The sequence below is a fragment of the [Ruminococcus] torques ATCC 27756 genome (genome assembly GCF_000153925.1).
Classification (GTDB): domain Bacteria; phylum Bacillota; class Clostridia; order Lachnospirales; family Lachnospiraceae; genus Mediterraneibacter; species Mediterraneibacter torques.
Map to the genome: position 1 here is coordinate 70908 of NZ_DS264356.1, position 13093 is coordinate 84000.

The following is a 13093-nucleotide window of genomic DNA, read 5'->3' on the forward strand; positions in this document are numbered from 1 at the left end:
TTTCCTTTCTTACTGCCAGCCATCTGTTCCGTATATCTCTACATTCTCTTTATTTATAAAAAATGTTTCGATCAAAACCTCTTCTTCATAGGAACCGTCATCTAAAATTGCATCTGCGGTCTTTACGGCAATTTTTCCTTCAATAATCGGAGAGCGTGCTCCAATTCCCGCCATCGCTCCTTCCTGAGCCAAAAGCGCTGCCTTTGCCGCCGGAGAACCGCCAATACTATAGATGAGAATATCGTTTTTTCCACTCTCTTTCACAGTCGCGCGAACCGCTTCAGCCATCTGATCATCTGCACACATAATAACTTCAACCTTTGTACCTGATGACAAAATTTCATTCAATTCTTTTGTCATCCCATCTGTCTGAGCGCCGTCAACACGCTTAACAACTTCAAATCCTCCGTTTTTGATCTTTTCTTCAAATCCTGAAATTCCTTCGCTTAAGTTTTGGTCTGCCTTATCCTCCACAATGACGAGCTTTCCTCCGTCAGGCATCTTCTCTTTCAAATCTTCTCCGCACACTTTTCCTGCATTATAATTGTCCGAACTGATAAACGCTTTCGCCAGGTCGCGTTCTTTCACTTGAGTTTCAAGTAAGATAACCGGAATATCCGCTTTGTCCAGAGCTTCTAAAGCCGGTGTGACAGCATCAGGATCAGATGCCGTAAGAAAAACAACGTCTGCTCCCTTATCAATCATCTCCATAAGCTGTTCATTTTGTTTCACCGGATCATTCCCCGCATCACGCACAATAAACTGCCCTTTGTTTTGTTCTGCCTGAACCCCGATAGCATCTTTCAAAGCCATATAAAACGGATCTTTGAGATCCGCACAACTGTATCCGTACAAATAATCTTTCGCAGGTTCCACAGACTCTTCGTCTTCTTCTACAACCGGATTATCTTCGGGTGTTCCTACATTTTTCTTGCAGCCTGATAAAAAAAGAACGGCAAATACCGTCAGCAATATAAATTCGATCACTCTTTTTTTCATGTCGTCTCCTCTTTACCGTATAGGTTTTTTGTTCTTATTTTATTCTACCTTGTTTCAAATGAATGTCAATACAATCACGTTGCTTCTTGCTTTTTCTCTTTCTTTCTGATACCATCTTATAAAACACACGATATGCAGATAAGGAGAAAATCATATGAATGAAAATGAAGCAATCACAGTTACACTGACACTTGAAAATGATGAAGAACTGGAATGTGCCGTTCTTTCCATCTTTGAAGCCGAAGAAAGAGAATACATCGCCCTTCTTCCGCTTGACGAAAACGGAGACAATGACGATGGACAAGTATTTCTTTATCGTTTCATCGACAATGGCGAAGACGCAGAGCCGGATCTGGAAAACATCGAAGACGATCAGGAATTTGAACGTGTTTCAAATGCATTTAATGAGTTGATGGAAGAACAGGATTTTGCGGATATAGATCTCGACGAGCTTGAGGACTGATCTTTTCATCCGCTCATCCCTATTCTAATAATTCATCTACAAAACGGGAAGGACTTGTCTCTTTCCCGTTTTTTGTTTTTACATAAGATACTTTCAACACTTCTTTTGCCCTCGTCATACCGACATAAAACAGCCTTCTTTCCTCCTCTGTCTCAGCATCCGTCTTTGCTTTCTTATATGGCATCTTCCCCTCGTTTGCTTCTACGAGAAATACAGTATCAAACTCAAGTCCTTTGGCAGAATGCAGTGTCATAAGATGAACCCCTTCTCTGTCTTCCTGTCTCTTCATCGACTTTAGCCGGAGCAAACGCGTATATTCTTCTATATGACGAAACCACTCTTCTATCGTTGCAAAAGGGCGCGCAGCCTCCTCCAGCTCTGCCAGCACTTCATTGAGATTCGCTCGATCGATTTTTCTCGTAAACGCATAATCTTTCAAAAAATCATCATATCCGATCCGCTTTCGTATATAATTAATTCCCGCATATGGCGCTGTTTTTCGAAGCATTTTTACATCCCATTCAAATTGATCGATCCGATCCAGCATCCATTCTTTATCGCAATAAAATTTTCTCATTTCTTCAAAAGAAGGTTTCCCTGATGCAACACTGTCTCTTCCTATATATCGTTTCGGGCGGTTCATAACTTGCAAAAGATCATTTCGTTCTATATTTCCAAGAGCCAGCCTGAAATAGGCGCAAATATCTTTTGCGATAAAATGGTCGTATAGATTCGGAAGCCGCTCTTTCATCTGAAACGGGATCTTCCGTTCCAGAAATTCTTCGGCAACCGGACGCGCATCTGTATGAATGCGGAAAAGGACTGCCATCTCTTCATACGAAATCCCCAGTTCTGCACGTTTTTCTATCTCGTCCGCAACGTACTGCGCCTCTTCGTTCGGGTCTTTCACTTCCTGCACATGCACGCAGAATCCGTTTTCCTTTACAGACTGAAACTCTTTTAGAAACCTCTTTTCATTATGTCCTATCACCTTCATCGAGTTTTTTACAATATTTCCCGATGACCTATAATTTATATTCAATATGATCCTTTTTGCCTGAGGGTAATCTTCCGAAAATCGAAACATAAATTCCGAATCAGCTCCGCGGAAGCCGTAAATTGCCTGATCGTCGTCTCCGACTACAAAAAGATTATTTTCCGGAAGAGCCAGCATACGAATCACATCGTATTGAACTCTGTTGATATCCTGAAACTCATCAACTAATATATACTTGAACTTTGTCTGCCATTGTTTCAATACATCAGGATGGCTTACAAACAAGTCTTTGCACAACACAAGCATATCATCAAAGTCCAGCTTCCTGACAGCTTTTCTTTGAGCTTCGTATTTTTCATATAATTCTCTGAATGTATCCTGTCTGCATTTCTTGGAAACAAACTGTCCTATTTTCAGCCCGTTATTTTTTACAAGTCCGATTTCTTCCGCAATATCATGCAGAAAATCTTCTTCCTCTGCCGCCTCTGTTCCGCAATCTTCCGATACTCTTCGAAGAATTCGATATTTTTCTTCTTCTGACAAAATATTATCCGGTCCAAGCCTGTATGCCCACTTTAAAATGCCGTAATAAATGCCATGAAACGTTCCGGCAGTAACCGGAACATTTGATTTTCCCATCAGGCTGCAAAGTCTGGATTTCATCTCTGCCGCCGCAAAACGGGTAAAAGTAACGACCAGAATCTCTTCCGGTCTTACTTCATATCTTTCGATCAAATATTTAATTCTGTTTACGATCGTCAGCGTTTTTCCGGATCCCGGTCCCGCCAACACCTGACACGGTCCTTTTCCGTGCATGATCGCTTCATTTTGTGCCTTATTAAATCCCATCTGATTCCTCGCTTTGACCGATGTTTATTCTGCCTCTGCAGTCTGGCTGAGTTTCTCGATCCCTGCACGAATTCTTTTAAGAGATTCTTCCTTTCCGAGAACTTCCATCAGTTCTGTTGCTCCGCCCGGTGTGTTCTGTTTGCCTGATACTGCAGTACGAAGCGGCCACATAACATAACCGATCTTATATTCTTTCTCTCCCGCAAAACTTTTGAGTGTCTCAAACAAAGAATCATTGTCAAACGCTTCCTGCGCTTCAAGAACCGGAAGCACTTCCCGCAAAAGCACGAGTCCTTTCTCAGGATCCGTTTTCATCTTCTTATGTCTGTATAATTCGTTATCATACTCCGGAACTTCCTCAAAGAAGTCAATTTGTTCGCAAATATCCGGAAGGATCTCGATTCTTGTTTTTACAAGCGCCGCAATCTTCTTCAGGTCATAGTCTTTCGTGACTGCCTTTTTTAAATACGGTTCTGCCAACTCATAAAATCTGTCAAAATCCATCGCCTTTAAATATTCGCCGTTCATCCATTTTAATTTTACCGTATCAAACACAGCGGGAGATTTACTCATATGGCGATAGTCAAACGCCTCTACTAATTCCTCCAAAGAAAAGATCTCTCTGTTGTCAGAAGGACACCATCCAAGCAAAGCCACATAATTCACAACCGCTTCAGACACAAATCCCTGATCGATCAAATCCTCATAAGAAGCATGACCGCATCTTTTACTTAATTTTTTATGGTTTTCATCTGTGATAAGCGGACAGTGTACATAAACCGGAATTTCCCATCCAAACGCCTCATAGAGACGATTGTATTTCGGCGCGGACGAAAGATATTCATTCCCACGTACGACATGTGTGATCCCCATAAGATGATCGTCTATTACATTTGCAAAGTTATATGTCGGAAATCCATCGGATTTAATCAGGATCATATCGTCCAACTCATTGTTCGGCACTGTAATATTCCCGTAAATCTCGTCATGGAATGTTGTCTCTCCCTCATTCGGAACATTCAGACGGATCACCCATGGTTTTCCTTCCGCAAGGTTTTTCTCCACTTCTTCTTTACTAAGGCCGAGACAATGCTTGTCATAAACAACAATATCTGTTCCGTCGTCAGAAACCGATGTTTTCAGACTTTCAAGACGCTCTTTATCACAGAAGCAGTAATAAGCGTCTCCCTGTTCTACAAGCTGTTTCGCATAATCCAGATAAAGTCCGGATGCCTGTCTTTCACTTTGAACGTACGGACCGAATCCTCCGTCTTTATCAGGTCCTTCATCATGAAGAAGTCCTGTTTTTTCCATTGTTCTGTATATGATATCAAGCGCGCCTTCAACAAAACGCTCCTGGTCTGTATCTTCTACTCTTAAAATAAAATCTCCGCCTTCATGCTTTGCAATTAAATATGCATAAAGCGCTGTTCTTAAATTCCCCACATGCATTCTTCCGGTCGGACTGGGCGCAAATCTTGTTCTTACTTTATTTTCCATGTTTTTTCTCCACTTCTATTTCTTCTATTTTCCTGCTCTGTGCAGTGTCCCGGCTCTGGCCGTTTCATTTTTCTGTCACAGAACCGTCTTCTGTATAAAACTTACAGGCAACATTATAAAACAACTGCAAAAAATGTTCAAGACGCTGTATACTTTCTTTTCACCGTCTCAGTTCAATATAAGACGGCAAACTCCTGATTTCTAAAACGGAACAATCAGAAGCATCCAAGACGGAAATTCCCGCCCGGTCAAACGCTCCGTCCGCAATTTCTGTCACATGTGAAGGAACTTTATAATTTCCCGTTCTTGCCGGAGGAAATGCCAAAAGACACGTTCCGTCTTTTGAAAATAAAACTCCGTCCTCTGTATAATATCCTGCGGAGGTCTCCATTTCAATCCATCCAAGTGAAGTCAAATCTGTAAACGCACGTTCTTCAATCTCTGATATATTAGCAGGAATATAGATTTCTGAAATAATATCTTTACAGGAAGCGAATGCTCCTGCCGCAATTCCCCTACATCCTTCTGAAGGAAGTATGAGATATCCGTCTTCCGAAATAACCGACAGATCAGAAATCCCGCAAATCATTCCTGACGCGTCTGTAACAAATCCGCCGCCTATTACTGTTTTATCTCCTACACCGCCTTCTTCTAAAGCCGGATCATCCGATATATTTTCATCGATTACCGGAATGTCTGACAATTCTCCGCTGATCGGCGGATCATTTGGCAGAATCGTCTCAATGATCGGAGCATCCGGTACGGTTTCTTCTCCAGGCAAAATGTTCGATATAGTTTCTTCAGCCATCAAAGCATCCGATATCGCATCTTCAACCGGTAAAACAACTGCCGCGCTGTTTCCCGTATTCAAATCTTCCGAGCGCTCCGATATAACCGCAGGCACAGTGAAAAGATCAGCTGAAACATCTGCCGAAATCTGAATCTCGGTTACCGAAATCATAAAAGAACCTGTTGTTCCTACTCCCGCCGCATATTCGGCGACAGCTCTTCCTGCCATATCTTTCAGCCGAACACTTCCGAAATTTATCGTCTCCATTCCCTGCCCCATCATACCGACAGTCAAAACGGCTGCCATAAGAAAAACGAAAAACAGTTTTCTTATTCTGTCATACACTGCCCTTAAATATCCTGTCTCATAAAACACACCACAAAATTCCATCTTTTAATATCCTCTCATTCGCTTTGCTTTGGAAAAATTTCCCATTACTTCACTATGATAAAATACCAAAGAAAAAGGAATGCTGCAATCCCCTGCAACACTCCTTAGCACATTTCTATATAATATTTTTTAATATGAACAGCATCAATTATACATTGATCTCCGCTTTCATACCAAGCTCTTTTTCATTTTCCTGCAAAAGCGGATAAATGACATTTTTCAGATAAGCGTCAACCTGCTCTCTTGCACGTCCTACGTATTTTGCCGGATCCATCGTCTTTTTCAGATCTTCTAAGCTCATATTAAAGGCCTGATCTTCCGCAATCAACTCAAGAAGGTTATTGTCAAGACCGTTTTCTTTTACGTTCTTTCCTGCTTCCATCGAAAGCTCTCTGATACGCTCGTGAAGTTCCTGACGATCTCCGCCTGCTTTCACCGCATCCATCATAATATTTTCCGTTGCCATAAACGGAAGTTCTGACATCAGACGTTTCTCAATTACCTTCGGATAAACGACAAGCCCGTCAACAACATTCAGACAAAGATCAAGAATGCCGTCGATCGCAAGAAATCCTTCCGGTACACTGAGACGTTTATTCGCCGAATCATCCAATGTTCTTTCAAACCACTGTGTAGCGGATGTAATTGCCGGATTCAGTGCATCAATCATCACATATCTTGACAGTGATGCAATACGCTCGCTTCTCATCGGATTTCTCTTATATGCCATCGCCGAAGACCCTATCTGTGTCTTTTCAAACGGCTCTTCGATCTCTTTTAAGTGTTGGAGAAGACGAATGTCATTTGAAAACTTATGCGCACTTGCGGCGATTCCCGCCAGCACATTCAGCACTCTCGTATCCACTTTTCTTGAATATGTCTGACCGGAAACAGGGTAACAAGCTTTAAATCCCATCTTTTCCGCGATCATCGGATCGATCTTATCGATTGTTTCCTGATCTCCGTCAAAAAGCTCCAAAAAACTCGCCTGAGTTCCTGTTGTTCCCTTCGATCCGAGAAGTTTCAAGCTCCCGAGAACATAATCCAAATCTTCCAGATCCATCTCGAACTCCTGCATCCAAAGTGTCGCTCTCTTTCCGACTGTTGTCGGCTGAGCCGGCTGGAAATGTGTAAACGCAAGTGTCGGCTGACTTTTCTGCTCTTCTGCAAATTTTGCCAGCTCGGCAATTACATTGATCAGTTTTCTGCGTACAAGTTTCAACGCCTCGGACATCACGATAATATCTGTGTTATCTCCGACATAACAGGATGTCGCGCCAAGATGAATGATTCCTTTTGCTTTCGGGCACTGTACGCCATATGCATACACATGAGACATTACATCGTGACGTACGATCTTCTCCCGTTCTTTTGCCACATCGTAATTGATATCATCTGCATGACTTTTCAATTCTTCAATCTGCTCATCCGTAATATTGAGTCCTAATTCTTTTTCTGTCTCCGCCAGTGCGATCCAAAGTCTTCTCCATGTGCGGAACTTCTTATCCGGGGAGAAAATATACTGCATTTCTCTGCTCGCATAGCGTTCGGAAAGAGGACTTACATAACGATCATTGCTCATGTCTGGTTCTCTCCTTTTTGTATCATACAATCCTTTTCTTATTTGATGCCGATCCGTTTAAATACTTCCTGATAAGCATCTTCTACATTTCCCATATCTCTGCGGAAACGGTCTTTGTCAAGTTTTTCATGTGTTTCTTTATCCCAAAGACGGCATGTATCCGGTGAAATCTCATCTGCAAGAATAATATCTCCGTGATATCTTCCGAACTCGATCTTAAAGTCGATCAGATCGATTCCCGCTTCGTCAAAGAACTTTTTCAAAACATCGTTTACTTTAAATGTATACTCTGTAATCTTATCGATCTCTTCTCTTGTAGCCGCTCCGATGGCAATCGCAAAATAATCATTGATCAGCGGATCTCCGAGATCATCGTCTTTATAACTGAATTCCAAAGTCGGTGCGAGCAGTTTTCTTCCTTCTTCGATTCCCAGTCTCTTAGAAAAACTTCCTGCTGCCACATTACGCACGATTACTTCAAGCGGAACGATCTCCACTTTTTTCACGGCTGTCTCTCTATCGCTGAGTTCTTCTACATAATGTGTCGGAACTCCTTCTTTTTCCAAAACCTGGAATACATAATTCGTCATACGGTTGTTGATCACGCCTTTTCCGACGATCGTTCCTTTTTTCTCCCCGTTAAAAGCTGTCGCATCATCTTTATAATCAACGATCACAACATCCGGATCCTCTGTGGCAAATACTTTTTTTGCTTTTCCTTCATAGAGCTGTTCTAATTTTTTCATAACATCCACACCTGTCCTTTTCATTAATTTTTCAAATCTGGAGTGATTAGTATACGGCATGTCTTATTTTTAATACATCCCGCAAATCCGATTATAATATAAGGCGGAGGGAAAATCAACATACCCTCCGCCTTGTATTTCTGTCATCTCATTATTTTATTCATTGCCATTTAATAAGTTTTTCTTATAAACAAAGTATTATTTATTACTTTTTTATAAAAACATTATTTAGAAACTCATCCATTAGTAAAACGAGACAAAAACTGCTTCGTTCTCTCTTCTTTCGGATTTTCAAAAACTTCCTCCGGAGTCCCCTGTTCCAAAATACATCCTCCATCCATAAAAATCACCTGGCTGGACACATCTCTTGCAAACGCCATTTCATGTGTGACGATGATCATCGTCGTCTCCTGGTCTGCAAGACTTTGGATCACTTTCAACACTTCTCCCGTTAATTCAGGATCAAGCGCCGACGTCGGCTCATCAAAACATAAGATATCCGGCTTTAACGCAAGGGCTCTGGCGATTGCGACACGCTGACACTGTCCGCCGGAAAGCTGATGTGGATAATTTTCCATACGATCCGCAAGTCCCATCTGGGTCAGAAGCCTCCTTGCCTCTTTTTCAATCTCCTCATGGATCTCTTTTTTATGTTGTTTATAATCCGGTTGTTCTTTTGCGAGAAGCTCTTTTGCCAACATTACATTTTTCAGAGCCGTATACTGCGGGAACAGATTAAACGATTGAAATACCAACCCGAAATGAAGCCGTTTTTTCCGAATTTCTCCCTCCTGTGAAGTTATGGGATCATGAATATCAAACAATGTTTCTCCGTTTACACTGATCGATCCACCGTCCGGTCTTTCCAGAAAATTCAAACACCTAAGCAGCGTCGTCTTTCCGCTTCCCGAAGAACCGATAATTGAAAGAACCTGTCCTTTCTCAAGAGAAAAGGTGATGTCTTTCAACACTTCCGTTCGATCAAAACTTTTACTCAAATGTTCTACTTCAAGAATTGCCACACGCTCCACCTCCTACTTGAAATAATCCAGTTTCTTCTCAAGACGTCCCAGAAGCACTGTCAAAATACCGTTAAAGATCAGATAATATACCGCTGTAAAAAAGAGCGGCCAGATGACTCCGGCAATTCCCTGCGATCCTTTCAGAAATGCCTGTCCTGCCCATATAATTTCCTGAAGCGCAATAATGCGGGCAAGAGACGTATCTTTCACAAGAGTAATGATCTCATTAGACATCGGAGGTACGATCCGTTTTACCATCTGAAGCAAAGTTACCTTGAAAAAAATCTGACTTCGCGTCATGCCAAGCACAAGCCCCGCCTCTTCCTGACCATGCGGTACTCCCTGAATACCGCCTCTGTATATTTCTGAAAAATAACATGCGTAATTAAAAATAAATGCAACTGCCGCCGCAAGAAAACGTCCGGCTTCTCCCCCGCCCCAGATATTGTTTCCCATAACAAGTCCCGGAAAGAAATAGATGATCAAAAGCTGGATCATAAGGGGCGTTCCTCTTATGATCCACACAATAATCTTCGTCAGATAACTAAGCGGTTTAAACCGCGACATCGATCCGAATGCAATGACAAGCCCAAGCGGAACCGCTCCGAGCAGTGTCACAAAAAACAACTTTAATGTCTGGAGAAATCCGATATTCAGTGATTTAAACACAATCGGAAACTGTTCTAATATCAAATCCATTTTTTGTCTACAACTCCGTCTTTTATCTTATTTCACAAGCATATCCTGAAGGTTATATTTTTCCGCACATTTCACTATGCTTTCGTCTTCATAACACTCTGCGAAGAAATCGTTCAGAGCTTTTGCAAGATCAGAACCTTTTCTGAATCCAACGCCGTACTCTTCCTCGCTTAATCTTACCGTATAAGCAAGATCCGCATAATTTGTTCCTTCTCCGATCATCGCCGTCGCCATCAGAAGATCGATCACAGCCGCATCCGACGTACCTGCCGCAACTTCCATCAACGCATCCGCCTGTGCTGTCACCGGAGTGAAATCAAGTCCGCGATTTTCCACTTCATCTTCTCCCGCGCTTCCCGATTCTACCGCAAACGACAGATCTGACAGGCTTTTCTCATCCTGATATTTATCTGCTTTATCCGCCGGAAGTACAACAACCTGTGCATTATTTAAGTATGCGTCTGTACATTCCATAGAACTTGTAACTTCTTCGGTAAGCGTCATTCCGTTCCATACACAGTCGATCGTCTTCCCGTCAAGTTCTAAGATCTTATTATCCCAGTCAATCTCCACAAACTCTACATCTACGCCGAGGCTCTCTCCGAACGCCTTCGCCATATCCGCATCAAAACCGATCCATTCGCCTTCTTCATCCTGGTAATCCATCGGCTCAAAATTTGTGATTCCCACGACAAGCGTTCCTTTTTCCTTTACATAATCGAGATCGCTTTCTGAAGCTGCTTTCTTTCCCGAATCTTTCTTTGCATCATCAGAACCACATCCTGCCAACACTGAAACAACAAGTCCCGCACACAACAAAACACTTAACACTCTTCTTTTCATAGATAACCTCCACAACCAAACTTATAGTTCTCGCTTTCTTTCTTTACTAATGAGTCACTGTACCACAGTAAAGTTACCTCTGTATTCTAACATGGAGAACCCTCCGTGTCAACACACAGAGGGTCTTTCTTCTCACCGATTGTAACAGACCAGATTGTAATCTGATCTGCCAATATATATTATGCATGACTTCTTCTATGACTTCGTTTCCACTTTTCCATGATTCCGGGTTCCGGTTCTACAGACACCTCTTGGTTGATCTTATCTACTTCCCTGCGCATCTGGGCGTTTATTTCCATATATTCTTCGCTTTTTGTAATCAAAATATGGTATTCTTCAAGCGACATATATTTGTACGACGCATAAAGATACGGCTTGATCAACGTCTTATCCCCGCAGATCTGATATGCACAATCATACATTTTCGCCGACTCTTGATAGAGGAACAAACGACCGTATGCCGCTCCGAGACTTGCATAAATCTTTCCGTAAAACTTCTCATCTACAGTCTCATCTTTTTCCCCGTTTAAAATAGCCTGATATACAAGAATCGCCTCTTCCACTTCCCCGCTTTCAAGAAGATTGTCGCCTTTAAATTTCTGCCGTTCAATATCTTTTTGATTTTTCAAATGTTCCAAAACATTCTGAATACGAATCATCTCCGGCTCACGATACAAACGAGACGATTTCAAAATAGTTAAAACAAACTTTTCAACCGAACCGTGCAGACGAAGAACGTCTCTTAACTCTGATGCAAGCGCCTTCATCTCCAGTTCCTCGTCAAGCCAGTCGCAAAGCTGCCCGTTCATAATCGTATAATCGATCAAATATAAATTATTACACAGATAGTAGCACAATTCTTCTATTGTAAAAATACGGCAATGGATGCGCGTAATCTCATACGGATGTGCCGCATGTCTGTCATGACAAAGAATTAAATTTCCCATCATTGCCTCCTAAATGTATCGTCTTCTCCGCATGGAAGTCTGTCGCCGGGAAGAAATCTCCAAATCCGGCATCCCTTACGGAAATTCTGCATGTTTTTTCATCAAGAAACAGTGTCTCAAGCTGTAAACGCATGGAATACTCCGCCCTTTTCGGAAATCCGTCAAGAGACAGTGTTTCCGTTCTTACATTTCCCTGAACAAGAGACTCAATCCGAAGCTCGATGTCTTCTACGTCTTCCATGAGCACTTCCCACTGATTATTCGACTCATACCAGTGGTTCCCCCATGAAACGATCGGATACCACATCTCCTGGCCTCCAACCCGCATATTGACCGTAATCTGATCCGTCAGTTTATCTTCTGACAGATATACCGGATTTTCAATATGCATATACAACTTTCTATACGCTGTATAACAAGCGCCCTTACTGTAGAGATTATTACCGATAAATGCTCGCCGCCCGTTGCACAGCACTCGCAAAGATTTCGGATACCAGTCGTTTTCAAAACCTTCTCCTGTCAAAAATACAGAGGAAACAATCCGTTTGTCAAATACGCTCTCTATAAATTTGCTGAACATTGCATCCGCTTCTTTTGCCTTATCTTCATTCAAGACAGGATATACCATCGCAAGTTCCTTCATGTGAGCGCTTGCCACTTCATCTACTGTAACAAACGTCGTTTTTCCGCCTCCCAGCCCCGGCCGAAGCCTCCTAAGCATATACGCTTTGATCTCATTTCTGTCACAGCAAAACAGCGCTGCGTCATACTGCCACAATTCCTTCGGCTGATAAAACAGGTAATTGCAAAAACTCTCCTTGTAATCCTGGATAAAAATATTACGTTTATCAATATTCATCCGTACGGCGATTCCTCTGAGCATCTGCGCCATTTCTTCCGAAAGAGACGGAACTGTAAAAACAATACCGTCGATCTCCGGAAATGACTGAAGCGACATCTGAATAAATTGAGATAAAAGCCACACTGCGTCGTATGTTTCTTCTCCAAACTCGATCTTATCCCCAGCAAGACTTTTGCTTAGAAGTCTCGTTGCGGTAAATCCGTCTTTGATCGTAACAAGTCTTTTCGCTTCTTTTCCATACGCCCACGTGTCTCGCAGTTTTCCTATGATAAGCGGAATCTGATAATTGTCCGTATCCACTTCCAGCGTATCCGGCTCCAAGTCTTTTTCGTTATAAAAACTGATCTGACATGTTTTTTCATTTATCTCATATCCGATGATACTTCCCTGTCCCATGAAAAAAC

12 protein-coding genes are annotated in these 13093 nt (G+C 42.1%); 1 reads left to right on the plus strand and 11 read right to left on the minus strand.

What is annotated here, in order from left to right; genetic code table 11:
* Positions 1–9: 9 nt before the first annotated feature.
* Entirely contained in the window at positions 10–999 is a 990-nt protein-coding gene (locus RUMTOR_RS06770) for a substrate-binding domain-containing protein (protein WP_004846441.1), read from the minus strand.
* A 154-nt stretch (positions 1000–1153) separates the two neighbouring features.
* Here RUMTOR_RS06770 and RUMTOR_RS06775 point away from each other — a divergent pair, with 154 nt between their 5' ends.
* Positions 1154–1462 carry a DUF1292 domain-containing protein gene (locus RUMTOR_RS06775; RefSeq protein ID WP_004846442.1) on the plus strand — a complete coding sequence of 103 codons (309 nt, stop codon included), beginning with the start codon at positions 1154–1156 and terminating at the stop codon, positions 1460–1462.
* Between the two features lie 19 nt (positions 1463–1481).
* Here RUMTOR_RS06775 and RUMTOR_RS06780 read toward each other — a convergent pair whose 3' ends face one another.
* The 10 genes from RUMTOR_RS06780 to RUMTOR_RS06825 all read right to left on the minus strand — a co-directional run bounded on the left by RUMTOR_RS06780 (position 1482) and on the right by RUMTOR_RS06825 (position 13085).
* Positions 1482–3308 (minus strand): ATP-dependent helicase, encoded by a 1827-nt coding sequence (locus RUMTOR_RS06780; RefSeq protein WP_004846443.1) that lies wholly within the window; start codon positions 3306–3308, stop codon positions 1482–1484.
* A 24-nt stretch (positions 3309–3332) separates the two neighbouring features.
* Positions 3333–4808 (minus strand): glutamate--tRNA ligase, encoded by a 1476-nt coding sequence (gene gltX / locus RUMTOR_RS06785; protein WP_004846444.1) that lies wholly within the window; start codon positions 4806–4808, stop codon positions 3333–3335.
* 160 nt (positions 4809–4968) lie between these two features.
* On the minus strand, positions 4969–5988 hold the full coding sequence (locus tag RUMTOR_RS06790) for a leucine-rich repeat domain-containing protein (RefSeq protein ID WP_004846445.1): 1020 nt from the start codon (positions 5986–5988) through the stop codon (positions 4969–4971).
* A 148-nt stretch (positions 5989–6136) separates the two neighbouring features.
* Positions 6137–7570 (minus strand): adenylosuccinate lyase, encoded by a 1434-nt coding sequence (purB, locus tag RUMTOR_RS06795; protein WP_009242552.1) that lies wholly within the window; start codon positions 7568–7570, stop codon positions 6137–6139.
* Positions 7571–7608: 38 nt separating this feature from the next.
* Positions 7609–8316: a phosphoribosylaminoimidazolesuccinocarboxamide synthase gene (purC, locus tag RUMTOR_RS06800; RefSeq protein ID WP_044929555.1), complete on the minus strand. Its 708-nt coding sequence runs from the start codon at positions 8314–8316 to the stop codon at positions 7609–7611.
* A 236-nt stretch (positions 8317–8552) separates the two neighbouring features.
* A complete protein-coding gene (locus RUMTOR_RS06805) occupies positions 8553–9338 on the minus strand; it encodes an amino acid ABC transporter ATP-binding protein (protein ID WP_009242550.1) in 786 nt (261 codons plus the stop codon).
* Between the two features lie 12 nt (positions 9339–9350).
* Positions 9351–10037: an amino acid ABC transporter permease gene (locus RUMTOR_RS06810; protein WP_004846450.1), complete on the minus strand. Its 687-nt coding sequence runs from the start codon at positions 10035–10037 to the stop codon at positions 9351–9353.
* 27 nt (positions 10038–10064) lie between these two features.
* Complete coding sequence (locus tag RUMTOR_RS06815) at positions 10065–10880, minus strand: transporter substrate-binding domain-containing protein (protein WP_004846451.1); 816 nt, start codon at positions 10878–10880, stop codon at positions 10065–10067.
* Positions 10881–11059: 179 nt separating this feature from the next.
* Positions 11060–11827, minus strand: coding sequence for a hypothetical protein (locus tag RUMTOR_RS06820; RefSeq protein WP_009242549.1), 768 nt, complete (start codon positions 11825–11827; stop codon positions 11060–11062).
* A complete protein-coding gene (locus RUMTOR_RS06825) occupies positions 11802–13085 on the minus strand; it encodes a DUF5716 family protein (protein WP_004846453.1) in 1284 nt (427 codons plus the stop codon). The genes RUMTOR_RS06820 and RUMTOR_RS06825 overlap by 26 nt, the downstream gene beginning before the upstream one ends.
* Positions 13086–13093: the final 8 nt, after the last annotated feature.

Excerpts from the sequence above, each read along its gene's own strand:
- RUMTOR_RS06815 (WP_004846451.1), bottom strand. The coding sequence starts at position 10,880 with ATGAAAAGAAGAGTGTTAAGTGTTTTGTTGTGTGCGGGACTTGTTGTT.
- purB (WP_009242552.1), bottom strand. The coding sequence starts at position 7,570 with ATGAGCAATGATCGTTATGTAAGTCCTCTTTCCGAACGCTATGCGAGC.
- RUMTOR_RS06770 (WP_004846441.1), bottom strand. The coding sequence starts at position 999 with ATGAAAAAAAGAGTGATCGAATTTATATTGCTGACGGTATTTGCCGTT.
- RUMTOR_RS06790 (WP_004846445.1), bottom strand. The coding sequence starts at position 5,988 with ATGGAATTTTGTGGTGTGTTTTATGAGACAGGATATTTAAGGGCAGTG.
- RUMTOR_RS06780 (WP_004846443.1), bottom strand. The coding sequence starts at position 3,308 with ATGGGATTTAATAAGGCACAAAATGAAGCGATCATGCACGGAAAAGGA.
- RUMTOR_RS06825 (WP_004846453.1), bottom strand. The coding sequence starts at position 13,085 with ATGGGACAGGGAAGTATCATCGGATATGAGATAAATGAAAAAACATGT.
- RUMTOR_RS06820 (WP_009242549.1), bottom strand. The coding sequence starts at position 11,827 with ATGGGAAATTTAATTCTTTGTCATGACAGACATGCGGCACATCCGTAT.
- RUMTOR_RS06775 (WP_004846442.1), top strand. The coding sequence starts at position 1,154 with ATGAATGAAAATGAAGCAATCACAGTTACACTGACACTTGAAAATGAT.
- gltX (WP_004846444.1), bottom strand. The coding sequence starts at position 4,808 with ATGGAAAATAAAGTAAGAACAAGATTTGCGCCCAGTCCGACCGGAAGA.
- RUMTOR_RS06810 (WP_004846450.1), bottom strand. The coding sequence starts at position 10,037 with ATGGATTTGATATTAGAACAGTTTCCGATTGTGTTTAAATCACTGAAT.
- purC (WP_044929555.1), bottom strand. The coding sequence starts at position 8,316 with ATGAAAAAATTAGAACAGCTCTATGAAGGAAAAGCAAAAAAAGTATTT.